20 protein-coding genes are annotated in these 21,997 nt (G+C 46.7%); 11 read left to right on the top strand and 9 right to left on the bottom strand.

Going from position 1 to position 21,997, the window contains the following annotated elements; translation table 11 throughout:
* Positions 1-57: 57 nt before the first annotated feature.
* Entirely contained in the window at positions 58-1,164 is a 1,107-nt protein-coding gene (locus ACLWNV_RS03510) for a fatty acid desaturase (RefSeq protein ID WP_413586535.1), read from the bottom strand.
* Between the two features lie 251 nt (positions 1,165-1,415).
* Here ACLWNV_RS03510 and ACLWNV_RS03515 point away from each other — a divergent pair, with 251 nt between their 5' ends.
* A complete protein-coding gene (locus ACLWNV_RS03515; protein WP_413586536.1) occupies positions 1,416-2,402 on the top strand; it encodes a hypothetical protein in 987 nt (328 codons plus the stop codon).
* A 9-nt stretch (positions 2,403-2,411) separates the two neighbouring features.
* Positions 2,412-3,011: a DNA repair protein RecO gene (gene recO / locus ACLWNV_RS03520; protein WP_413586537.1), complete on the top strand. Its 600-nt coding sequence runs from the start codon at positions 2,412-2,414 to the stop codon at positions 3,009-3,011.
* A 7-nt stretch (positions 3,012-3,018) separates the two neighbouring features.
* Here the strand turns inward: recO and ACLWNV_RS03525 are convergent, their stop codons facing one another.
* Positions 3,019-3,912 (bottom strand): tyrosine-type recombinase/integrase, encoded by an 894-nt coding sequence (locus ACLWNV_RS03525; RefSeq protein WP_413586538.1) that lies wholly within the window; start codon positions 3,910-3,912, stop codon positions 3,019-3,021.
* Between the two features lie 186 nt (positions 3,913-4,098).
* Between ACLWNV_RS03525 and ACLWNV_RS03530 the strand changes: the two genes are divergently transcribed.
* Together ACLWNV_RS03530 and ACLWNV_RS03535 are read left to right on the top strand one after the other, a co-directional pair.
* Positions 4,099-5,154 (top strand): sigma-54 interaction domain-containing protein, encoded by a 1,056-nt coding sequence (locus ACLWNV_RS03530; protein ID WP_413586539.1) that lies wholly within the window; start codon positions 4,099-4,101, stop codon positions 5,152-5,154.
* 279 nt (positions 5,155-5,433) lie between these two features.
* On the top strand, positions 5,434-6,039 hold the full coding sequence (locus tag ACLWNV_RS03535) for a hypothetical protein (protein WP_413586540.1): 606 nt from the start codon (positions 5,434-5,436) through the stop codon (positions 6,037-6,039).
* Here the strand turns inward: ACLWNV_RS03535 and ACLWNV_RS03540 are convergent, their stop codons facing one another.
* The 3 genes from ACLWNV_RS03540 to ACLWNV_RS03550 form a co-directional block, all read right to left on the bottom strand.
* The gene (locus ACLWNV_RS03540) at positions 6,040-7,188 is read right to left on the bottom strand and encodes an aminotransferase class V-fold PLP-dependent enzyme (protein WP_413586541.1); all 1,149 of its coding nucleotides are present in this window, start codon (positions 7,186-7,188) and stop codon (positions 6,040-6,042) included.
* A 66-nt stretch (positions 7,189-7,254) separates the two neighbouring features.
* Positions 7,255-7,812, bottom strand: coding sequence for a hypothetical protein (locus tag ACLWNV_RS03545; protein WP_413586542.1), 558 nt, complete (start codon positions 7,810-7,812; stop codon positions 7,255-7,257).
* Between the two features lie 327 nt (positions 7,813-8,139).
* Complete coding sequence (locus ACLWNV_RS03550; protein WP_413586543.1) at positions 8,140-8,973, bottom strand: flagellin; 834 nt, start codon at positions 8,971-8,973, stop codon at positions 8,140-8,142.
* Between the two features lie 580 nt (positions 8,974-9,553).
* Here ACLWNV_RS03550 and ACLWNV_RS03555 point away from each other — a divergent pair.
* Positions 9,554-12,229: a cation-translocating P-type ATPase gene (locus tag ACLWNV_RS03555; RefSeq protein ID WP_413586544.1), complete on the top strand. Its 2,676-nt coding sequence runs from the start codon at positions 9,554-9,556 to the stop codon at positions 12,227-12,229.
* Here ACLWNV_RS03555 and ACLWNV_RS03560 read toward each other — a convergent pair.
* Positions 12,226-12,510: a hypothetical protein gene (locus tag ACLWNV_RS03560; RefSeq protein WP_413586545.1), complete on the bottom strand. Its 285-nt coding sequence runs from the start codon at positions 12,508-12,510 to the stop codon at positions 12,226-12,228. The genes ACLWNV_RS03555 and ACLWNV_RS03560 overlap by 4 nt on opposite strands.
* Before the next feature lie 65 nt (positions 12,511-12,575).
* On the opposite strand from ACLWNV_RS03560, the gene clpB reads away from it, so the two are divergent.
* Both clpB and ACLWNV_RS03570 read left to right on the top strand, forming a co-directional pair.
* A complete protein-coding gene (clpB, locus tag ACLWNV_RS03565; RefSeq protein ID WP_413586546.1) occupies positions 12,576-15,158 on the top strand; it encodes an ATP-dependent chaperone ClpB in 2,583 nt (860 codons plus the stop codon).
* Between the two features lie 73 nt (positions 15,159-15,231).
* Positions 15,232-15,408 carry a hypothetical protein gene (locus ACLWNV_RS03570; RefSeq protein ID WP_413586547.1) on the top strand — a complete coding sequence of 59 codons (177 nt, stop codon included), beginning with the start codon at positions 15,232-15,234 and terminating at the stop codon, positions 15,406-15,408.
* A 143-nt stretch (positions 15,409-15,551) separates the two neighbouring features.
* On the opposite strand, the gene ACLWNV_RS03575 is transcribed toward ACLWNV_RS03570, so the two are convergent.
* Genes ACLWNV_RS03575 through ACLWNV_RS03585 form a run of 3 tightly spaced genes read right to left on the bottom strand, consistent with a single transcriptional unit; the run spans position 15,552 to position 17,265 of the window.
* Complete coding sequence (locus tag ACLWNV_RS03575; protein WP_413577414.1) at positions 15,552-15,725, bottom strand: DUF1328 domain-containing protein; 174 nt, start codon at positions 15,723-15,725, stop codon at positions 15,552-15,554.
* Between the two features lie 57 nt (positions 15,726-15,782).
* Positions 15,783-16,757, bottom strand: coding sequence for a sigma-54 interaction domain-containing protein (locus tag ACLWNV_RS03580; protein ID WP_413586548.1), 975 nt, complete (start codon positions 16,755-16,757; stop codon positions 15,783-15,785).
* Between the two features lie 10 nt (positions 16,758-16,767).
* The gene (locus ACLWNV_RS03585) at positions 16,768-17,265 is read right to left on the bottom strand and encodes a hypothetical protein (RefSeq protein ID WP_413586549.1); all 498 of its coding nucleotides are present in this window, start codon (positions 17,263-17,265) and stop codon (positions 16,768-16,770) included.
* Between the two features lie 141 nt (positions 17,266-17,406).
* On the opposite strand from ACLWNV_RS03585, the gene ACLWNV_RS03590 reads away from it, so the two are divergent.
* The 4 genes from ACLWNV_RS03590 to ACLWNV_RS03605 are packed head-to-tail and all read left to right on the top strand — an operon-like array spanning position 17,407 to position 21,995.
* The gene (locus tag ACLWNV_RS03590; protein WP_413586551.1) at positions 17,407-18,009 is read left to right on the top strand and encodes a riboflavin synthase; all 603 of its coding nucleotides are present in this window, start codon (positions 17,407-17,409) and stop codon (positions 18,007-18,009) included.
* On the top strand, positions 18,009-19,139 hold the full coding sequence (gene ribB, locus ACLWNV_RS03595) for a 3,4-dihydroxy-2-butanone-4-phosphate synthase (protein WP_413586552.1): 1,131 nt from the start codon (positions 18,009-18,011) through the stop codon (positions 19,137-19,139). Before ACLWNV_RS03590 ends, ribB begins: the two co-directional genes overlap by 1 nt.
* Positions 19,139-19,714 carry a 6,7-dimethyl-8-ribityllumazine synthase gene (gene ribH, locus ACLWNV_RS03600; protein WP_413586553.1) on the top strand — a complete coding sequence of 192 codons (576 nt, stop codon included), beginning with the start codon at positions 19,139-19,141 and terminating at the stop codon, positions 19,712-19,714. Before ribB ends, ribH begins: the two co-directional genes overlap by 1 nt.
* Positions 19,715-19,769: 55 nt before the next feature.
* The gene (locus ACLWNV_RS03605; protein ID WP_413586554.1) at positions 19,770-21,995 is read left to right on the top strand and encodes a sensor histidine kinase; all 2,226 of its coding nucleotides are present in this window, start codon (positions 19,770-19,772) and stop codon (positions 21,993-21,995) included.
* Positions 21,996-21,997 lie beyond the last annotated feature (2 nt).

Here is a 21,997-nt window from a genome sequence, read left to right on the forward strand (position 1 = left end):
ATGATTTGTAGGAAAAAGGCAAAAAAAAGCCCGCTGGATGCGGGCTTTGAAGTTAACTTAGACTTTTTGCAGGTGAAGCTTCCACATCTTCATGCCCATTTGGAATTCGATATGGGCAACTTCGATTTCGTGGCGCAATTCTGCAAGTTTGTGATCGTAGGCTTCTTTCAGCTCTTCACGTTTGCGAACCGCATCCGCTTTGAACTGTTCGTAGTCTTCACGAAGCTTTTTGATTTTCGCCTGAGCTTCGATGATTTTTTCTCTCATCACAGCCAGGTGTTCGTCTGCGATACCCACTTTTTTAAGTTCCGCAGATTCTGCCTGCAGACGGGCTTTCAGGATTTCCACATTTGAAATCTGACGAAGTTTGTAAGCCAAACCCATCACGTTCAAAGTTTTGATCACCCACTTAGTCGGATCCCAGTGATACCACTTGATACCGTTACGGTAGTCGATTTGAAACTTATGATGGAAGTTATGGTAACCTTCACCATGAGTCAAAACCGCGACAAACCAGGAGTCACGAGCGGAGATCTCTTTAGAGTAAGTTTGTTTACCCAAGGTGTGGCAAAGAGAGTTTACAAAGAATGTGCTTTGCTGAGTAAGGAAAATTCTTAGTCCGCCAGCGATCACCAAACCACCCAACCAGGAGCCCATAGCAGCACCAATCAAAGTTGGAACGACAAAACCCGTAGCGATTGCCAGCCAGCCGTAATAATTATGCTGGAACTGAACCATCCAGTCTTTTTGAAGATCTGGAGCCTGGATTTTTTGATCGACAGAGTCTTTAAAGAACATCCAGCCCATGTGTGCGTACCAGAAGCCTTCGTTGATGTTGTAAGGATCTTTTTCGCCATCGATGTGCGTATGGTGACGGCGGTGATCTGAAGACCACTTCAAAGCAGAGCCCTGGAATGCAGATGCACCAATCAAAAGGAAGATGGCCTTTGCAATTGGATGTGCATCGTAGCTTTTATGGGAAAACAGGCGGTGATAACCAGCAGTGATGCTTAAGTTTGTAGCAGCGGCGAAAACCAGTGCAAATAGAGCAATATCCCACTCAAAACCGTGAGTGTAGAAATATACCGGCAATAGAATGAATGTAACCAGTGGATTTAGCGTCAAAAAGAGGGCTACCGGCCATTCAATTTTTTTCTTTGTCATTTGTACCTCTGCCTTAAAATCTAACAGAGCTGCAATATTTTCGATACATAATTCCCCATGCTGCTTGTGGCTGTAGGTCTCAGGTGTCGTTATAAGACAGTTGAAAGGCCTGCTTGAAGCGCCTTGTTATTGGTGAGAGTCGCTACGGCGGTTTAGGGGTGAAGATGAAAGTTTATTTTTTTTCGTAAACCAAAGGGTAAATAAGACCTTCGTCCCACGTCATTTGGCAAAATAGATGTTAGCGTCATTATATGTACATCGATGTGGTGCGACCGGAAACTTGGGACGAACTAAACGACTCTTTAAAAACGCAGATGGGATTGCCTGATCCATTGCGGGTTCGTGCCTATAAAGGAATTGCACACGCGGTATTTGAAATCACTCAGGGCAGTGCTCAATTTATGGCGCATAAAAAAGCCATTGGATATATTAAAGGGCAGACATCTGTTTTCGATCAACTGCTACCATACTACTATAAAGAAACCTACGAAGTGAATTTGCTCTCTCACTTGCAGTTGCAGGATGTAAGGGCCTGGGCAGATGGTTTAAAGAAAGACACGAATTTCGTGGTCTTTGCAGAAGATCATCCCGTCACTGGCGAGTTGTATCCTTTCGTGGATGAGCTGGATAAAATTTTAAACGAAAAACGCATCTACTCGTTTCGAATTTCCCACGCCAATCACTTTTACGACAAAGCCCAAATCCGTCCCTACTCTGTAAGACTGTGTTCAGTTACCAAAGATCTTGCTGTTGCGGTTTTGGGTGAGCGTTTTCGTTGTCCCCCAATGATGGTACAAAGCATGGAGTGGAATCACGCGGATGTTCTGCAGGAAGCACTGCTGTCGCTGGAAGGCCGCGAAGTTAACGCCTCCCTGATCGGGACATTCGAGGCAGCTATCAGTGACGTTGCTCAGCCTTATTTCAATTCCGAACAGACGCGTGTGTATGATCGTGCTGTGGTGATTTTCAAAGAGACAAGTGCTGAAGCACTTGCAGAAAAGACCTTTGCCAAACTTGGAATCAGTAAGGAAGAGGGTTGGTGCGAAGTTGACAGCACCAATATGTGTCACTGGTCCGGAGTGAAAATGTTCTCCAGCTGGTGGGAACCCAAGCCCACTAACGAATCCCTGCGCGGCTTGTTGATCGCAGGGCCCAAGATCCTGCAGAATCCTCAGTTTGTGAAGGCCCTGCGCGAAAGTTATCAAGAACTGCTTGAAGAGCAGACTTGGACCGTTTAGATATGGGGAATGTCCCAGCAAAAGGATAAATTCATCATTCTACGCAAAATCAAGTACGGCGAGTCCGACCTGATTTTGAACGCCATTTCTCCGCAAGGGGAGAAGCGCTCCTTTATGGCTCGTGGGGCCTTGAAAAGCAAAAAGCGTTTTGGCGGGGGCATTCTTGAGCCCACACACTTCGTGACTTTCACCTATAAGGAAAGCAACGAGGAAGGAAAGCTGAATACGTTGCAGGAAGCTTCCCTGATAAATGACTTCCCCGGTATTCGTCAGGACTATGATCATCTGGAGTTTGCGCTGCATGTGTTGGACTGCGTATCCAAAGTGTCCCAGGAAGGGGACAAGCACTCCGATTTTTTATTTAATCTTTTGGGACATACTTTAAAATCGATAGAAACTTCCAAAGATGTGCTGATATTAAAAATGCACTTCTATTTGCGTTTTCTGCTGCAGCAAGGGGTGATTCAACCGGAACCCTGGATGGCCCCATTTCTTAGAACAAACCTGGCAGACACAAATTCTTTGCTCGAGTATCGTCAGATCGTCGACGAAGAACTGAACAACGTCGAAAACATGGTTCGCCATTACATCGCCCATGCGGTGATTTAGACAGGTATTAAGATTTTCCCTTGCCCAATGGATGCAGGGATTCCATCGTTCTGGCCAACTGATCAATTCCCAAGTGAGTGTACTTCTCTGTGGCCTGCAGGCTTTCGTGTCCCAGCATCTCCTGCAGGGTTCGCAGATTCGCTCCGCTGGATAAGAGGTGAGTCGCAAAGCTGTGTCGGAGGGCGTGGGGATGCAGGGGCTTTAAAAGTCCTGCACGCTGCCCACTTTTTCGAACCATCTCATAAGCCGTTCTTTGCACCAGGGGCTTTTCGCCAAAGACGTATTCATCAAAACCACATTCTTTTTTCCAGCGCTGCAGGACCTGCACTGTCATGTTCGGAAGAGCGACGATTCGTTCTTTGTTTCCTTTTCCCAGGACACGCAAAGTTTTCTGGGCGAGTTGCACAGACTCCCAGCGCAGGTTGCAGGCTTCGCTGATACGCAGACCGCCACCATATAACAGTAAGAACAAAACTTTCTCGCTCAAGGGCACTAGATGTTCACGATCGAAAGTATGCAGTACTGCCAAGGCCTCATCGACGCTTAGAAAGTGCGGTAACTTACGGGGCACTTTCGGGCAGATCACCTGATGCGCGAGATTCCGTTCCAACAAATTCTCTTCTACATAGGCCCAGTGGAAAAAACTCTTCAAAGTGGCAGCTTTTCTGTTCCGCGAAGCCAGGGAAAGGGTGGCCCAACGGTTAAAGGCAGCCCTTACCGCACCCATTAATTCGGCCTCAGTCCACGAGATTTTCTCGGATTCCAGCTTTTTCCCCAATTCAAAGGCTTGCTGCAAATCCAGGGTGTAGTGCTTGATTGTAAGGGGAGAAGCAGACTTAACAAAAGCCATGTATTTCAGGTATTTATCTATGTTTTTGGAAAGCTCAAAAGCCTTGCTCATAAGCACCCTGAAGTATCGGCTCCGGGCATGGGGGATAAAAAAATTCTAACGCCATGCATTTTTTTTATTGAAAAAGGTACAGGACTAAGGTTATAACTCAATGCGTCGGAAGCGTCTCACACTGAGTCATTCAAAGTGAGACAGCAACCAAAACTCTTATGAAGAACGTTACCGAAAGGTGGAGCCATGAACGATAACAATTCTACGATCCTGCCCTCTTCTCAGAATGCTAACCAAATCATGTGGAATACAAACACAACTTCCAAAGTGATGGAAAACAAGACTATCGTCTACACTTCCGAAGTTATGGGCAACCTGATGAAAATGATCGACCGCGTAGCTCCATCGGGCGCAAACATCCTGGTTCTTGGTGAGTCAGGTACTGGTAAAGAGTTGATCGCTCGTTCTATCCACGATCGTTCCAGCCGTAAAAACAAACCTTTCATCGCTATCAACTGCGGTGCTCTTCGTGAGACATTGCTTGAGTCTGAGTTGTTCGGTCACGAAAAAGGTTCTTTCACTGGCGCTTACAACCGTAAAATTGGTTTGGCTGAAGCAGCTAACGGCGGGACATTGTTCCTGGACGAAATCGGTGAACTTGATCCAGCTATCCAGGCAAAACTTTTGCGCTTCATCCAGGAAGGCGAAATGTTCCGCGTAGGTGGCAAAGAGCCTATCAAAGTAGACATCCGTTTGATCTGTGCGACGAACCGTGAGTTGGATCAAGAGGTTGTTCGCGGTAACTTCCGTGAAGACTTGTTCTATCGTATCAATACGATCGTAGTAAGTGCTCCGCCACTTCGCCGTCGTAAGGAAGATATTCCTTCTTTGATCAACCATTTCCTGAATAACTCTCAGCATGCTTACTTGAACCGTGGTCGTTCAGTTTCTGAAGACGCGATGAAAGTTCTTATGAAATACGAGTGGCCAGGTAACATCCGTGAACTTCAAAACGTGTGTGAGCGCCTTCAGATCCTGTCTGACGGTCACATGATCATGTTGAACGATCTTCCAGAGAACATCAGAAACCCTGAGACTCAAAAAGATGTGATCGAGTACGATCCAAACATGACTTTGCACGATCTTGAAAAGCGTTACATCCTGAAGGCTCTTCAGCACTTCGGTGGTAACAAAACTCAAGCGGCAAACAACCTGGGTATCACGATCAAGACTCTTTATAACAAACTTCATGAGTACGGCGAGTTCGAAAAATTCGCAGTTCACACGAAGCCAGCTAAGTAGTCTGCATTCCGACTCCGCCGGAGTCGGCTCTTCGAAAATTTGAATAACGTTCTAAAGCCCTGTGGGGGTTCCTCTCTCTTCCCCTCACAGGGCTTTTTTTATTTGGTAACAGTTCCCTTTTGGACTGAAGCGCGTTTTAGGGCGGCGGGGATTGTCTCTGTTTAATACGTTTACACCTCTCCAGGCATTTATTTCAATTTGAGGGTGGTCTGATTTCTGCTTTGTAAAGTGGTGTTGAAAAACTAACTTTTTGCCCTATGGGCGTAGCAAGGTGGAATTATGAAATCATTTAAAGTCTTTATCGCAACAGCAGTTGTTACTTTGAGTGCTTCCATGAGCATGGCATCCATGTCACAAAACTCACAACAATACTCAGCGTGTGTGAACGAGCTAGTTCGCATCGGTTTTACTGACGTAAACCAGGTTCAACGTTCCTGTTATTCAGGTTTGCGTGAAGATGGCTTGGGTTACGCGGCTTGTATGGCTAATATGACTATCATCGGTCTGCCATTAGGTACGAGCCAGTTGGCTCCGAAACAAAAAGCAATCACAGCGGCAGAAGTCTGCTCTGCAGGTACGGACTCTCATTTCCTGAACTGCGCATTTAATCAGGTTCAACAGCAAGGCCGTTCGGCCGAAGAAGCAGTTCGCTCTTGCCCGAATCAATTCTATCGCCCGCAAAACCTGGTAACAAATGGTGCTGAGTTCTCTCGCAAATCCGACGAGCAGATCGTTCAGGAATCTATTGATGATCTGGTTAACAATTACGGTGGCAGCTCTTCAGGTTACTCGGCTCCAAGACCGCAGGAACCTGTTCAAACACCTGTTTATGAATCCCGCCCAGCTTCCGGCACAGTTTACTCAGATCTTCCAGAAGTTGAGTAGTTAGATTCTCGCGACAGCGGCCTTGATGTCGTCTGCATCGTGATACAGTCCAAAACCGAATCTTAATCGAGAGCCCCGGGAGTCCGTCACAAGACCCCGGGTTTTCATTTTTTTAACCAGCTCTGTTGTCGCCTCGGTGCTTGGCAGATTGAAAGTTAAAAAATGCCCGTGATTGTTTAAATCAGCCGCGATCAGATTCTGGCGGTTAACCAGTGCATGCCCGGCCTTATCGATTTCCTCCAGAAAATGTTTTTGATTCTGCTGAACCAGGGCGTGGATTTTCGTGATCGTTAATCCCTGATCTTTGAATTTCTCTAACGTTGCGATCAATCGATACATCGCTGAAAAATCCATGGTGCTTCCGGCATACTGATAAGCATCTGTCGGGTAACCCACTTCATTACCAATCGCCGAAAGTTTAGAAAGCTCTGCGAACCATCCGGTATACATGGGACGGTGGCGGGTAGCAGGTGGAACATAAAGAAAGCAGCAGCCTTCGCCCCCTTGGGCATATTTATAAGAACCGGCCACGTAAAATACGCGGTCCTCGATAGGTTTCAGATTTAAAGACACCGCCATGAAAGAATGGTAGCCATCAATAACAAAAGGACATTCCGCGGGAGCTCGCTTGGCCAGGCGTTCAATATCGCAAGTCAGGCCAGAGTTGAAAAAGACGTGACTGATGAAAACCAGATTCCAGTCTGCGGAATCCATCGCCTGCTCAAAGCGTTCATGAAAAGTTTCAAAGGGCAGGGTGGGAACCTTTACGACTTCAAACTGTGGAAGTTCAGACAGACGATTGATTTGACGATCAAAAGAATAAAACTCCGAATCCGTTGTAAGAATGCGGATATTCTGATTCCAGTCCAGGGAGCTTAAAAGACGAAATACAAACTCGTGGGTATTCGGGGCAAACACCAGTTGGTGGGGATGAGAAAGATTTAAAACTTCAGCGATAAGCTTTTGCGCCTGGGGAACTTTGACGGAAAAGATATGGTTCCATTTGTCGTCGACATGTTTTGCGGAGTCATCCCAATATTGAAGTTGAGCTTCACGGCTGACATCGGCCCAATAATGATGACTGTGGCAGGCAAAGTGAAGAAGGGCAGGGTTCGCTTCAATAAATCTTTTATACAGATGTTTGTACATGAGGCGATGATAATAAAAAAGGGAGTCTTTGACTCCCTTTTTTTGATTGCGATGTGCAATTAGTGATTAGAAGTAGCCTTCGCCGTCTTCGTCCTCATCTTCGTCATCTTCATCGTCGTCATCAGAAGATTCTTGCATATCGTCTTCAGACTCTTCGTCTTCCATATCTTCGAATGAATCATCAGATTTTTCAGAACCTTCAGATTCTTCGTCGTCGTTCCACTCGTCGTCAGAACTTACGGACTCTTCTTCGATATCAACCATTGTATCCATTTCTGTTTCATCGTCGAAATCAGAAGCGATTTCCACTGGAGCAACAGCGGCTACTGGTTTAACTTCTTTCGCAGCTTTCGCTTTTGGAGCAGCGGCTTTTTTAGGAGCAGCTTTTTTAGCGGCTTTCTTAGGAGCTGCTTTTTTTGGAGCGGCTTTTTTAACAGCTTTTTTAGGAGCAGCCTTCTTAGCAGGTTTAGCTGCTTTCTTAGTTACTTTTTTTGCTGGCTTAGCCGCTTTTTTCGCAGCTTTTTTTGCCGGTTTAGCAGCTTTTTTAGCTACTTTCTTAGCTGGTTTAGCAGCTTTCTTAGTTACTTTTTTTGCAGGTTTTGCTTTTGCTTTTTTCTTTGCCATGGCGTTGCTCCCTCGAGGTAGTCGTATGTAAATGGTCTAATGCCTTCATAGACTAACGAGGTTTGGCAGGTGAGGCAATTCAAAATAGATTCTCAACATTTGGTCTGGTCCCGAATGGGAAAGCCGCATTTCATTTGAGAAATAAAACTAGCGAACAAAAGTTTTTACTCGAGGGACACACGGGGACAGTGTTTAGGAGGGCCGCTTATCAGTAAGCCTGGAGTTAATATAAGTATATGATATTACAGCAAAAATAAAAAACCCGGTAAGTTGCCTTACCGGGTTCAAAGTTCTTTAAGTAACTTCGTTCAGTCCGTTGAGCCGAAATTAACCGATTAGTTTCAAAGCCAATTGGTTAGTTTGGTTCGCTTGAGCCAAAGTAGAAGTACCAGCTTGCAACAAGATGTTGTTACGAGTCATCTCAGAAGAAGCCTGAGCTACGTCAGTATCGCGGATACGTGAGTTAGCAGCAGACATGTTCTCTTGAGCAACACCCAAGTTATCAACAGTTGAAGTCAAACGATTTTGAAGGGCACCCAGGTTAGCGCGTGTACCATTCACAGACGTTTGAGCGTCATCAAGTTTAGCAAGAGAGTCTTGAGCACCTTCTTTAGAAGAGAAATCGATACCACCAAGACCCAAAGAGTCCAAAGTAGCTACGTTTTCGCTCGCTTTGAAGGAGATACGATCTTCTTCAGCGTTGTTACGGATACCTACTTGGAAATCGAAGCTTGGTGAAGAACCATCCAACAATTTCGTAGTACCCCAAGTTGTAACGTTAGCGATACGTTGCATCTCTTCTTTAAGTTGAACAACCTCTTTATTCAACATGCCACGCTCTTTATCACCGATAGTGTCTGAAGAAGCTTGGATACCAAGTTCACGTAGACGAACGATGATGTTACCGATCTCATTCAAGCCACCCTCAGCAGTTTGAACCATGGAGATACCATCGTTCGCATTGCGTTGAGCTTGTGCAGCAGAGCGGATCTGAGCTTTGAAGCTTTCAGAAATCGCCAAACCTGCAGCGTCGTCAGCAGCTTTATTGATACGGCTACCAGAAGCCAATTTTGCCATTGAATCGTTGATAGTTCTTTGTGAACCAACCAAGTTTCTTTGAGCGTTAATTGCAGCGATGTTTGTTGTTACTCTCATTCCCATTTTAAAATCCTCCGTTAAAATTTATTTTTCATACTTAAAACCTTCCTTGATTGTGTTTTTGGGAAAACAGAACCTACTTCTGCTTGCCCGGCACTGACATCCGAGTCTGTGCTGTTAGCCTTTGGGACCATGCTGTGCTTATGTATTTGGGTTTCTCAACCTCTTGTTCCAGCGCACAGCTTTGAACAATCTGTTGTTCATTATCATTTCATCCTTGAAGGCCCTCCTTTCGGTATAAGCAAGAGAGTGACCATCTCTCTTGACTCCTTCTGAGTGAATCTTTGATGTGAATAAGATCGGGTTCTGAATGGGACTCTTGACAGGACGTGAGACGGGTTTTGTCTTTTTTATACAATACTGGCCATTGGGCAGATCTTGATTTCCAGACGTAAGATTGTCCTGAATCACTAAGATACAATACTTTCAGATGGAAAAACGCGAAATGGCCCGACTAAAGGGATGTCAATTTTTCCGATCGGACAATGGTTGGATTTTCATTCACGCATATTGTGACAACAAACAACGCAGTGTTTTGGCAATCACACTGTGCGAGAGATAAAAAAAATCTGAAAATCTGTGAATGGAAATAGAAAAATTAGTGCATCAACCACATCAGTATTCTCTGGTGGAGATTCTGAAATCCACGCCTGCTGTGCAAGAGGGACTGACTTCACTGGAAGCAGAAAATCGTTTGCACGCCGATGGACCGAATGTGTTCCCCACGAAAAAACCACGTCCTTTGTGGAGGATTTTTCTGGGGCAATTTGCCAGTCCGTTGATTTACATTCTTCTGGCCGCAGGAGGAATTGCGCTCGCCATCGGAGACACGCGGGATGCCCTGTTTGTGGCGATAATCCTTTTAATAAATTCCATCATCGGCACGACCCAGGAAAAAGGCGCACAGAATAGCGCACTAGCCTTGACCAGAATGGCTGAAACCAAGTCCATGGTTTTGCGCGACGGCTATCAAATTGAAATTCCCTCTGAAGAAATTGTTGTCGGTGACATTGTTTTTCTGGAATCCGGAAATAAGGTGCCTGCGGATTTAAGACTTTTAAGTTCTCAGTCGCTCGAAGTGGATGAATCTCTTTTGACCGGGGAGTCCCTGACAGTCATTAAGGAAGCGGATGGTGTGTTTGAGGAACACGCCTCTTTGGGGGATCGCAAGAATATGGCATTTACCGGCTCCCTGGTTGTTCGCGGTCGGGCAACAGGCTTGGTAACGGCGGTGGGCTTGCAATCAGAGCTTGGGAAAATCGTGAATTCCCTGAACTCCGAGGAGTCTGCCGGAACACCGTTACTGATTCGCATGAAAAAACTCACGCATAAAATTGCTATTGCACTTTTAGCGGTGACCGCATTAATGGCCCTTCTTCTTTTCCTGAAAGGATATGGTTACTACGAAGTGCTGGTATTTAGTGTGGCCCTGGCTGTTTCAGCGATCCCTGAAGGACTGCCGGTGGCTTTAACGGTGGCACTGTCGGTGGCCAGCCGCCGTATGGCAAAACGTAACGTCATTGTCAGAAAGCTTCCGGCTGTGGAAGCCCTGGGTTCCTGCACTTATATTGCGACCGACAAAACCGGAACATTGACCGTGAATCAAATGACCGTTCAGAAAATCGTTAATCCAGAAGGCGAAGAGGTTATGGTGCCCGGCAGTGGTTTGGACCCTGGCAAAGAGAAACTGCAAGCTCTTCATGTGGAAGAGTTGATTCGTTGTGGAGTGCTGTGCAATGAAGCCCAACTTTCCTTTCATGATAATAAGTGGGCGGGTCACGGGGACGCCGTGGATTTGGCTTTCCTGGTGCTGGGTGAAAAAGCGCAAATAAAATCTCCTGGTGCCGGAAGCTCCATAGCGGAAATACCCTTTGAACCGGAACATCAGTTCGCAGCCGTTTTGCACGAAGCAAGTGCCAACGAGCGCATCCTTTCGGTAAAAGGTGCTGTTGAAAAACTTCTTCCGATGTGTGAATCAATGCTGGTTAAGGGACACAAGCACTCGATCAAACCCGATGTGATTTTACAGCAGGCTGATAAATTGGCAGAGGCAGGGTATCGCGTGCTGGCTTTAGCGGGTGCGACCATGAAAGCCACAGTCGGAAAAATTGAAAATCCTCCTGCAGGTTTGGTGTTTTATGGGTTGGTGGGAATGATAGATCCACTGCGACCGGAAGCTGCCAAAGCTGTTATGCAATGCCAGCGTGCGGGCATTCGGGTTTCCATGGTGACTGGGGATCACCCAAAAACATCTTTGGCAATAGCCCGTGAATTGGGGCTTGCACAGTCAATGGATGAAGTTGTATCGGGCCCCGCACTTAAGCAGGCCCAAAGCGAAGAGGAACTCTCCAGACTGATTCTGAATGGACGCGTGTTTGCCAGGGTCGAGCCCCAACAAAAACTTCAGATAGTGCAGCATCTGACCAAGAATGGATTCTTTGTCGCGGTGACGGGGGATGGAGCTAATGATGCTCCCGCCTTGAAGGCTGCGAACGTCGGTGTCGCCATGGGGCTTAGCGGTACCGATGTCGCAAAAGAAACCGCCGATCTGATTGTTGCCGACGATCGATTTTCTTCGATCGTGGCTGGCGTGGAGCAGGGGCGAATCGTTTACAACAATCTTCGTAAAGTCGTGTACCTTCTTATTTCCACGGCCGCCGCAGAGATACTGGTTTTTATTTTAAGCTTTATTTTCGATACACCCATGCCTTTAACGGCCGCACAAATTTTGTGGCTGAATCTGGTGACCAATGGAATTCAGGATATCGGTTTGGCATTTGAACCCGGCGAAGGAGATGAACTGGACCATCGTCCAAGAAAACCCAAAGAGCCGGTGTTTGATCGTCTGATGATGGAGCGGGTGATTTTATCGGCGGTGGTAATTGGTGGTATGGGTTACTGGTATTTCCATCAGCTCATACAAAGTGGCGTGGGTATTGAGGCAGCCCGAAATGACTTGCTGCTGTTCCTGGTTATCTTTGAAAACCTGATGCTCGGAAACTGTCGCTCGGAAGAAAAATCCATTTTCAAACTAAACCCGCTGCGAAATAAGTTCCTTTTAGGCGGCGCCATACTTGCGCAAGGAATCCATATTTTGGCGATGTATACACCGGGGCTGGGGAGCTTATTGGAAATCGGTCCGGTGCCAATAGCAGAGTGGGCACATATGTTCGCTATGGCGTTAGTGGTGCTGGTGGTGATCGAGGTTCATAAATTGATCAAGGCCCGAGGTATAAAAGCGCAGCTGGCCAGTTCCTAGTCAATTTCGATGAAGCGACAAAAGGCCATGTTACCAGCCAATTCGTATTGGTGCGTTTGTACGGCTTTTAGATGGTGTTTGGTATCGTAGCCAATAGTGCAGGTGACTGTTTCCGATGCAAAGTGTGTACAGTCTTCACAGGAAAAACGCGTATCGTAATTCTGGAAGTCCACAGGATTAACCCGGTCCTTATGAATGGAAGGACGAATGCGAGGCTGTGATTTACCTTTTCCTTTAGGATTTACGATGCCAGGCATTTTATGAGGCGTTTTTTCAGGCATTTTATAAAGTCCTTGGAGTTGACATTGGAAAAATAGACCTCATTCTTATTTCAGATGGAGGAGCTATGAGCAACGATATTGAAAAAATGACGCGAAAAAGCCAAGAGGCCATGCAGGCTGCTGCTAAGCTGGCTGAACGCAAGTCAAACCCCTCTGTTGAGCCCGAACATCTTTTGCTGGAGCTAGTTCAGCAAAGTGAAGGTATCATTCCCCGTTTATTGGATAAATTAAATGTCGCCCAGGCTGATTTCCTGAGCGAACTTCGTAAGAAAATCGATCGTTTCCCTACCGTAACTGGTGGGGGTCAAAAACAATTCGCCAGCCCGCGCCTGGAAAAAATATTTAAAGGCGCTGAAGTGGAAGCTGACGAGTGGGGTGATTCCTATATTTCAACAGAGCACTTCTTTCTGGCGATGCTAAAAGGCAACGACAGCGAGATGTCTGCGTTTTTTAAAAAGTATAATTTGAACGCTGACAAAGCCAAGGCCGCTTTGCGCGAAATGCGTGGCAGTCAAAAAGTCACTGACGATGATCCCGAAAACAAGTACGAGGTTTTGGCGAAGTACGCCCGTGATCTGACCGCTTTGGCGGCGGAGGGAAAACTGGATCCTGTAGTTGGTCGTGATGAAGAAATCCGTCGCGTCGTGCAGGTCTTGTCCCGTCGTACAAAAAACAATCCGGTTTTAATCGGTGAGCCCGGCGTAGGTAAGACTGCGATCGCGGAGGGCCTGGCTTTACGAATTTTAAAACACGATGTGCCGGATAATTTGATCGGTAAAAAATTGATGTCCCTGGATATGGGGGCATTGATTGCCGGCGCAAAATATCGCGGGGAATTTGAAGATCGTTTAAAGGCCGTGATCAAAGAAGTTACTTCCAGTGAAGGCCAGATCATTCTGTTCATCGACGAGCTGCATACCCTGGTGGGTGCAGGTAAAACCGATGGTGCCATGGATGCAGGTCAATTATTAAAACCTGCATTGGCCCGCGGTGAACTGCGCTGTATCGGGGCAACGACTTTGGATGAGTATCGCAAGTACATCGAAAAGGATGCGGCCCTTGAACGTCGTTTCCAGACAGTGATGGTCGAAGAGCCAAGCGAAGAAGACGCGATCACGATCTTGCGTGGTCTGAAAGAAAAGTACGAAGTCCATCATGGAATTCGTATAACTGATTCGGCATTGGTGTCGGCGGTTAAACTGTCTCGCCGATATATTACGAACAGATTCCTTCCGGACAAAGCCATCGACTTGATCGACGAGGCTGCAAGTAAGCTTGGAATTGAAACCCGCTCTGTGCCTGAAGAGGTTGATAAAATTGAGCGCGAGTTGATGCAACTGCGTATCGAAAAAGAAGCTTTGAAAAAAGAGAAAGAGCAGGAAGCTAAAGACCGCATCACCGTGATTGATAAAGAGATCACCGCTTTGAGCGCTAAAAATCAGCTTTTGCGCGAGCAATGGGAATTTGAAAAAGGCGGTATCACGCAGATCAAACAATTGAAGGCGGATATCGAGGACATCAAAGTGGCTATTGCTAAAGCCGAGCGTGAAGGCGATCTGGGCAAAGCTGCGGAACTTAAGTACGGTAAACTTCCAGAGACTGAGAAAAAAATCAAAGCGATGGAAGAACGCAGTAAAGAGCAAAGCACCAGCGAAAGCCGTATGCTAAAAGAGGAAGTCACACCCGAAGACGTGGCTGAAGTTGTGGCCAAGTGGACCGGAGTTCCAGTCAGTAAGATGCTGGAAAGTGAAACTCAAAAGCTATTGCACATGGAAGAGCAGCTTAAAAAACGTGTCGTGGGTCAGGATCATGCACTGACGGTAGTATCGGATGCGATTCGCCGTGCTCGTGCAGAAATTTCGGATCCGAATCGTCCCATTGGAACATTTATGTTCCTGGGTCCAACGGGCGTGGGTAAGACTGAAACCGTGAAAGCCCTGGCGGAATTCCTGTTTGACGACGAACAGGCTGTGGTGCGAATCGACATGAGTGAGTACATGGAAAAGCATGCGGTCTCAAGACTTGTGGGTGCTCCTCCGGGATATGTCGGCTATGAAGAAGGCGGACAACTGACCGAGGCGGTACGTCGCAGACCTTACAGCGTGGTTCTTTTGGATGAAGTTGAAAAAGCTCATCCGGATGTATTCAATATTTTGCTTCAGGTATTGGACGATGGCCGTCTGACAGATGGTCAGGGTCGCACCGTGGATTTTAAAAATACGGTATTGATCATGACTTCAAACGTCGGATCCCATTCGATTTTGGATCCGAAGATGTCAGATGATAAAAAGCAAAAGGCGGTCACCGAAGCTCTGCGCGAACATTTCCGTCCCGAATTTTTGAATCGTATCGACGAAGTTGTGATTTATCATTCTTTGGGTGAAGATCAAATCGCCGGCATTGTTCAAGTGCAGTTGGATTTAGTGGCGCAAAGACTGAAAGGCAAAAAAATCGGAATTTCATTCAGTAAAGACGCTGTCGAGTTGTTGGCGCGAAAAGGCTATGATCCGATTTATGGTGCACGTCCATTGAAACGTGTGATTCAAACTGAATTGTTGAATCCATTATCCAAGAAGATCATCAGCGGAAATGTAAAAGCTGGTGACACGGTCGAAGTGAAAGCTGACGGCAATCAATTGACAATGTAATTGTTGGCATGGGTTTCGCTTACTCCTGGGATAGGCAGGCAATAATGCTTGCCTATCTAACAGGAGAACCTAAATGGGTATCGATAAAAGCAGATCAAATTCGTCATCATCTGACAAATCTGGCAACAGAGCAGAAGACATGCGCAGAGATTCTTCAAATTCAAGCCGTCGTGATTCGACGTCTTCAAATAAAGATTCACAAAGATCTTCTCAAAACAGCTCTGACAGAAATTCTTCTGGCAGAAGATAGTCGATTTGAATCAGAATCGATGCAAAGGGTTTCCAGAATGGAAGCCCTTTTTTATTTGCGAAGGCACACAGTGCTGTGGCCTTCGAGTCAGATTGCCCCGGGGAATCTTTCCCTGAATACGGGGCATTTTTTCCCTTGAACAGCTACCTAGGTCCTTTGCGACCGATCATGTTTACAAAGAAACTGATCACCGCTAAGACCAGGAACACGATCAATAACATACGACCGACTTCCATTGACAGTCCTGCTATGCCATTGGCGCCCAGAACGAATGCCACGATTGCCAGAATAAAAAATGCGATTGCAGCCCGTAACATGCAAACCTCCTCAGTGGGTGTTACTGATTTAGAGTTAAGCAAATCAGATGCCAACTATCACAAAGACGAGTGTCGCTTACCAAGTTTTCGGTAAAGAGTTTTTCGATCAATGCCCAAATCCCGCGCGGTCTTTTCTTTAGCGCCCTTGTTGATGGACAAGGCATATTCGATATAAAGCTGATTCATTTCTTCTATGGGCAGTAGCAGGGGAACGTCGTCACGGGTTTTTTCCCGAAGGAACTGAAGTGTGTTTTGCTTTTGTTTTGAGATTTCGCTGGCTCGGGGATGCAGATCCTCTACCTCGATGTGAGAGTTCGTGGCCAGAACCACAGCGCGCTCGATACGATTTTCCAGTTCGCGCACATTTCCCGGCCAGCTTTGACTTAATAGATACTGATAAGCGGCAGGAGAAATTCCCAATAGTTTTTTGGAATTTAAAATCGAATATTTTCCCAGAAAGTGTCGGGCCAGGGGGAGTATATCCTCGGTGCGATCACGCAATGAAGGTACATTGATTGAGATCACATTTAGGCGAAAGAACAAGTCCTCGCGGAATTTTTTTTGTTGAACAGCCCGATCCAGATTTTGATGAGTGGCTGCGATCACCCGAATGTCGATGGGACGAAAGCTGTTTTCCCCCAGGCGTTTGATTTTACGTTCCTGCAAAACCCGCAGAATTTTTGCCTGCAGGGCGATGTCCATGTCGGCGATCTCGTCCAAAAACAGAGTTCCGCCTTCAGCCTCTTCAAAAAGTCCGGCTTTGTTCGCGATGGCGCCTGAAAAAGCTCCTCTCGCATAGCCAAATAATTCTGATTCCAGAAGGTGATCAGGAATAGCTGCGCAGTTAAGGGCAATAAATCCTTTGGCGCGTCGGGTGCTTAAGTTGTGAATGTATTGAGCGATGATTTCCTTGCCGGTTCCGCTTTCTCCAGTGATCAGGACACTGGAAGCGCTTTCAGCAACTTTACGAGCCATTGTCATAGCAGAAAGGAAGGCCGGGCTTTCCGCGATGATGTCTTTGCCTTCCTTCATTTTCAGCTCCTTACAGATTGCCTCCGCCCGAAAGAATGATGAAATACTGCACTTCTTCGTCTGGCATTTTAAAACCGAACTTGTCTCGGCGGGTCTCATAGTACTTTGTAACTTGGGCGCCGCCACCAATTCGCAGGCCTCCGATGGCAAAAATCAAACCGGCCTTGCCGAAGTAACCACTGGCGTCCTCATTGGCGAAACGCAAACCCGGGCCCGCAAATCCCTCGACGCCGAATTTACCGCCTTCGTTATAAAAGCTGGTTCCGAAAATAGCGGCTGTATCCAAGCCGTAGACGTTATCGATGCTGCTGCCGAATTGCGTAAAAATGGAGTTTCGCCAGTTCAGATAATTGGTCAAATACCAGTTCAGGCCCACGTCGATTTCGGTATATGTGTTCCCGTTATAGGTTCCGATCCCACCGCTCAAATCGTAAGTCAGGTTTTGTGCGCCCGCCGGGCTGGAAATCAAGCCACCAAGTACTACTAAAATGCTTATAAGTTTTTTCATGATTTCATCATCTGAAGCCACAGGGCCCAGGGTCAATGAAATTGCGGCTTTCCGGGCTTTCAACACAGTGAAAATAGGAGGCATTTCTTGCCATTGTTCCTGTGAAAGTGTAGTTTCCAGCCCATTCAAGCAGGGGCCCTTATGTTTTCAGGAATCGTCGAATCCGTTATGCCTATTGAAAGCTCGGAAGAGCTGCAAAATGCCTATCGCGTAAAAATTAAAAAGCCATCTGAATTCAATGATTTAAAGCTTGGTGATAGCATCGCCTGCGATGGTGTTTGCCTAACCGTTGAAGCGTTTGATGATCAGCAAATGACGTTCGCATTGGCGGCGGAAACTATTAAGGTCCTCGATTGGAACCCAACAAGCTGGATTGGCAAAAAGGTCAATTTAGAGAGATCTTTACGTTTCGGTGACCGTATTCACGGCCATTTGGTAACAGGTCACGTCGACAGTTTGGGCTCTGTGACAAGAGCAGAACTTGTGGGGGAGTCATTCTTTTTGGACGTGAAAGTTCAGGATACAATCCTTCCCTATGTTTGGAAAAAAGGCAGTATCACACTGAACGGCGTAAGCCTCACGGTGAATGATCTGGATAAGAACACCGTATCCGTGTGTTTGATCCCCGAAACACTCAAACGTACAAATTTGGGTGAGTTGAAAATTGGAAGTAAAATTAATGTGGAGCCGGATTATATGGCTCGCGCGATCCAACGTTCTTTGGAAGTGAAGAAGGACCAGTAATGGAATTCAATACAATCCCGGAAATTCTAGACGATGTCAGAGCCGGTAAAATCGTAATCCTGGTGGACGACGAGGATCGTGAAAACGAAGGTGATCTGATTTTGGCGACAGATCACGTAAATGCCCAAGCGATCAACTTTATGATCTCTGAAGCCCGCGGCCTGGTATGCCTGTGCATGACTCCGCAGCAAATGGATCGCCTGCAACTTCCGTTGATGGTGCGTGATGAATATAACTACGCACCTAACAAAACAGCCTTCACTGTTTCCATCGAAGCAGCAGAGGGGATCTCTACAGGTATTTCCGCAGCCGACCGCGCACACACGTGCAAAGTTGCAGCGAATCCTCACGCAAAACCTGCCGATGTTCATATGCCAGGGCACATCTTTCCAATTCGTGCCCAGCAAGGTGGAGTACTAAAACGCGCAGGTCACACCGAGGCCAGCGTGGATTTGGCCCGCATGGCGGGACTAAACCCGGCAGCAGTCATCTGTGAAGTGATGAATCCGGATGGAACAATGGCGCGCGTTCCAGATTTAAAAGACTTCGCAAAAAAGCACGGCCTTAAAATCGGAACAATCGTTGATTTGATTGCGTACCGTCTGGCGAATGAAACTTTGGTGGAAGAGCTTGTCAGCATTCCGTTGCCAGCGTCTTTCGGTGAAGGTTATCAGGCCCGTGTGTTCCGTTCCACTGTTGATGGTTTGGAGCATTTGGTAATTCAAAAAGGTGAAATCGTAAAAGACCAGCCAGCCTTGATCCGCGTTCACGTTGATAACTTCACACGTGATTTTATGGCCGTTGTTCAAAGAGGCGGATCATCAGTGGTGGAAAGCTTGAAAATGATCGAGGAGGCGGGCAGCGGTGCCTTTGTTCTTCTTCGCGGTAATAACCGTGTTCATGGTCTGACTCAGGAGCTTCAGGCTCTTGTCGGCATGGAAGATCTTCGTCCATCGACTCCATTGATGGATGAGCGTGATTACGGTATTGGCGCGCAAATTCTGCGCGAGATCGGTGCGAATAAAATCCGCCTGATCACAAACAAACCAGAGAAAAAAGTTGGTTTGAAAGCATTTGATCTCGAGATCGTTGAAATCGTAGCAATCGAAAATCTTAAAGGGGCTCAGTAATGGCAAACATCAAAGTTGGTGTGGTAACAGCACGTTGGAATTCAGAAATCACTCAAAAGCTGGAAGAGGGCGCAATCTCTTATCTTGAATCTTGCGAGGGCGTAGAAATCTATGCAGCTTTGGTTCCGGGTGCAGTGGAAATTCCATTGGCTTGCCAGGCGTTCCTGGATGCTGGTTGTGATGGTGTTGTTGCTTTGGGTGCTGTCATCCGTGGGGAAACTTCGCACTACGATTATGTCTGCAATTCAGTCACTGATGGTCTGACTCGCTTGATGCTTGATTATAAAAAACCAATCGGTTTCGGTGTTTTGACAACTGAAAATGAAGAGCAGGCGATCGCACGCACGGGCAGTGCCGAGCACATGAATAAGGGCGAGGAAGCCGCACAAGTCGTTATGGAAATGATCGGCCTTGTGGGCGAAATCCCAGCGACCTTGAAAACTGCAAAATTATTGGCAGCTCAACCAGCTCCAAAAGCAAAAGCTTCTAAAGCGGCAAAAGCGCCAAAGACTCAAAAGGCAGCTAAGAAAGCTCCTGCGAAAGCAAAAAAATCCGCGAAAAAAGGAAAAAAGTAATTTAGCATTGTAGTCTCAATGGCCACGGACTTTTTCAAGGGTTGATTCATCAGCCGTGGCCTTACAAAAGGAATTGTTGGTGAGCGATACTTCCGGTGACGATTTTCTTCCACATGGTCCTGCAGAACACAAAAAAAGAAGACGCGAGATCGTCATCGTACTTGTCGTCTCTTTTTTGTTCGTCCTGTTAACCTGGTTTGAAATCCGACTGTTCGCGACCAGCCAGCAACTTCCCTTCGTTCACAGTATCTTTTTCTTTGGTCTTGTAAATTTCAATATCATCCTGCTGCTGCTTTTGTTGTTCATGATTTTCCGAAATATCGTGAAGGTCTTCGTCGAACGGCAAGGCAAGCTTTTCGGCAGCAGTTTAAAGGCCAAGCTGATCGCAGCCTTTGTGGCTTTCAGTTTTATCCCGACCGTTTTGATGTTCATCATCTCGGTGTTTTATATCAATTCCAGCTTCGACAAATGGTTCAGCGTTAAAATGGCCGGAGTTTTAAAAAGCTCCATTGAAGTCACCAATGCCTACTATTTTAACGCCAAAAAGAAGAACTATCACTTCGCGCATCAGATAGCGGATTCCATTCGCCCGTTGAACAACTCTAACGACATCAAACGCAAGGTCGAACAGCTGCGCAAGGAATTCAGTCTGGATGCAGTCGAGTACTACCCATCTTTATTCGGAAAGCGCGTCGTGGTTTCCGCGGAAGACGACACTGTTCCCACAGTTCCGGCTGTTTCCCTGGAGTTCCTGCAAAAAGGTATCAAGGTTCAAGCCGAGGCCTCGATCATCCATCAATTCGGGGATGGAAACCTGGTTCGCGTAATCGTTCCGGTGAAAGAGGGCTCTGACAAAGGTGCGATCGTTGTTTCAAGCTTTTTGCCGCTGTCCCTGGTCAGTAAGATGGATGACATCTCTACGGCCTATGACGAATTCCGCGACATCAACCCTTTGGAATATCCGCTAAAATCAATTTATCTGATTATCCTGGTCTTAATGACCTTCGTGATTTTATTGGCTGCGACCTGGTTCGGATTCTATCTGGCTAAACAGCTTTCAATTCCAATTGTGCAATTGGGTCGTGCAACCCGCCGGGTGGCAGGGGGCGATTACACGCCGGTGCAAATCAAATCCGGCTCCGAGGAAATTAACGATCTAATCTCCAGTTTCAATCAAATGACTGTGACCTTGGAAAATACTCTCGAGGAACTGGATCAGCACGCGCGTTACACAGACACAGTATTGCGTAACGTGAACACCGGCGTGATCTCGGTGGATCAGAACGGGCGTATTTCCACGATCAACCGTCATGCTGCTCAATTGTTGAAGGTCGATGCGGATCGCTACATCGGTAAATCCGTGCGCGAGCTTTTAACATTGGAATACTTCCGTACTTTTGCCGAACTTCTAAAAACGATGCAGGATCATAAGATCGAAAGCATTCAAAAAGAGTTCCGTCTGAATGTGCAAGGGGAGGCCGTGCCTCTGCAAATGAGTCTTTCGATACTTAAGGACGAAAAAGGCGAAGCCGTCGGTAAGGTTCTGGTGTTTGATGACATGACTCCGATCGTGAACGCACAAAGATCTGCGGCCTGGACAGAAGTGGCCCGCCGTATCGCCCACGAGATTAAAAATCCTCTGACTCCGATCAAACTTTCTGCAGAACGCCTGCAAAGAAAATTCGGGGCTTCGATCACCGATCCGGCATTCAGTGAGTGTACGACAATGATCGTAAAACAAGTGGATGGTTTGAAAAACCTGGTGAACGAGTTCAGTAACTTTGCCCGTCTGCCTCAGGCCCGTCCTGTAGTTGCAAACTTTAACTCGGTCATTGAGGAATCCCTGGGATTGTATCGCCAGGCTCATCCGCAAATTAAATTCGCTTTCCTGCCTGATCAGGAATTGCCGGAATTCAAATTTGATCCCGATCAAATTCGCCGAGTTCTGGTAAATCTTGTGGATAACGCTGTGGCTGCTGTGGCTAAAGAACCACAACCGACTGTCCAAATAGCCACACGTTATGACAAAGATATTAAAACCATGCGTATGACCGTCGCTGATAATGGAGACGGGGTGTCAGCGGATCAAAGAAACCGTATTTTTGAGCCGTACTACTCTACAAAAGAGGGCGGAACTGGTTTAGGCTTACCTATCGTGAAACGTATCATCGAAGATCATAATGGATTCATTCGTGCGACAGCCAATGAACCCAAGGGTCTGAAACTGGTGATTGAAGTTCCTGTAAACGAAGTGGGCGCTTGGAAGCCCGCTGAAGAATAAGA

Source organism: Bdellovibrio sp. HCB274, assembly GCF_047306075.1.
GTDB lineage: Bacteria > Bdellovibrionota > Bdellovibrionia > Bdellovibrionales > Bdellovibrionaceae > Bdellovibrio.

What these genes read in the sequence shown, in the direction of transcription:
- ACLWNV_RS03545 (WP_413586542.1), bottom strand. Translation starts at nt 7,812, where the DNA reads ATGGCAAAGAAAAAAGCAAAAGCAAAACCTGCAAAAAAAGTAACTAAG.
- ACLWNV_RS03575 (WP_413577414.1), bottom strand. Translation starts at nt 15,725, where the DNA reads ATGTTACGGGCTGCAATCGCATTTTTTATTCTGGCAATCGTGGCATTC.
- ACLWNV_RS03570 (WP_413586547.1), top strand. Translation starts at nt 15,232, where the DNA reads ATGGGTATCGATAAAAGCAGATCAAATTCGTCATCATCTGACAAATCT.
- ACLWNV_RS03560 (WP_413586545.1), bottom strand. Translation starts at nt 12,510, where the DNA reads ATGCCTGAAAAAACGCCTCATAAAATGCCTGGCATCGTAAATCCTAAA.
- ACLWNV_RS03515 (WP_413586536.1), top strand. Translation starts at nt 1,416, where the DNA reads ATGTACATCGATGTGGTGCGACCGGAAACTTGGGACGAACTAAACGAC.
- ribB (WP_413586552.1), top strand. Translation starts at nt 18,009, where the DNA reads ATGGAATTCAATACAATCCCGGAAATTCTAGACGATGTCAGAGCCGGT.
- ACLWNV_RS03585 (WP_413586549.1), bottom strand. Translation starts at nt 17,265, where the DNA reads ATGAAAAAACTTATAAGCATTTTAGTAGTACTTGGTGGCTTGATTTCC.
- ACLWNV_RS03555 (WP_413586544.1), top strand. Translation starts at nt 9,554, where the DNA reads ATGGAAATAGAAAAATTAGTGCATCAACCACATCAGTATTCTCTGGTG.
- ribH (WP_413586553.1), top strand. Translation starts at nt 19,139, where the DNA reads ATGGCAAACATCAAAGTTGGTGTGGTAACAGCACGTTGGAATTCAGAA.
- ACLWNV_RS03540 (WP_413586541.1), bottom strand. Translation starts at nt 7,188, where the DNA reads ATGTACAAACATCTGTATAAAAGATTTATTGAAGCGAACCCTGCCCTT.
- recO (WP_413586537.1), top strand. Translation starts at nt 2,412, where the DNA reads ATGTCCCAGCAAAAGGATAAATTCATCATTCTACGCAAAATCAAGTAC.
- ACLWNV_RS03530 (WP_413586539.1), top strand. Translation starts at nt 4,099, where the DNA reads ATGAACGATAACAATTCTACGATCCTGCCCTCTTCTCAGAATGCTAAC.
- ACLWNV_RS03580 (WP_413586548.1), bottom strand. Translation starts at nt 16,757, where the DNA reads ATGAAGGAAGGCAAAGACATCATCGCGGAAAGCCCGGCCTTCCTTTCT.
- ACLWNV_RS03590 (WP_413586551.1), top strand. Translation starts at nt 17,407, where the DNA reads ATGTTTTCAGGAATCGTCGAATCCGTTATGCCTATTGAAAGCTCGGAA.
- clpB (WP_413586546.1), top strand. Translation starts at nt 12,576, where the DNA reads ATGAGCAACGATATTGAAAAAATGACGCGAAAAAGCCAAGAGGCCATG.
- ACLWNV_RS03535 (WP_413586540.1), top strand. Translation starts at nt 5,434, where the DNA reads ATGAAATCATTTAAAGTCTTTATCGCAACAGCAGTTGTTACTTTGAGT.
- ACLWNV_RS03525 (WP_413586538.1), bottom strand. Translation starts at nt 3,912, where the DNA reads ATGAGCAAGGCTTTTGAGCTTTCCAAAAACATAGATAAATACCTGAAA.
- ACLWNV_RS03510 (WP_413586535.1), bottom strand. Translation starts at nt 1,164, where the DNA reads ATGACAAAGAAAAAAATTGAATGGCCGGTAGCCCTCTTTTTGACGCTA.
- ACLWNV_RS03550 (WP_413586543.1), bottom strand. Translation starts at nt 8,973, where the DNA reads ATGGGAATGAGAGTAACAACAAACATCGCTGCAATTAACGCTCAAAGA.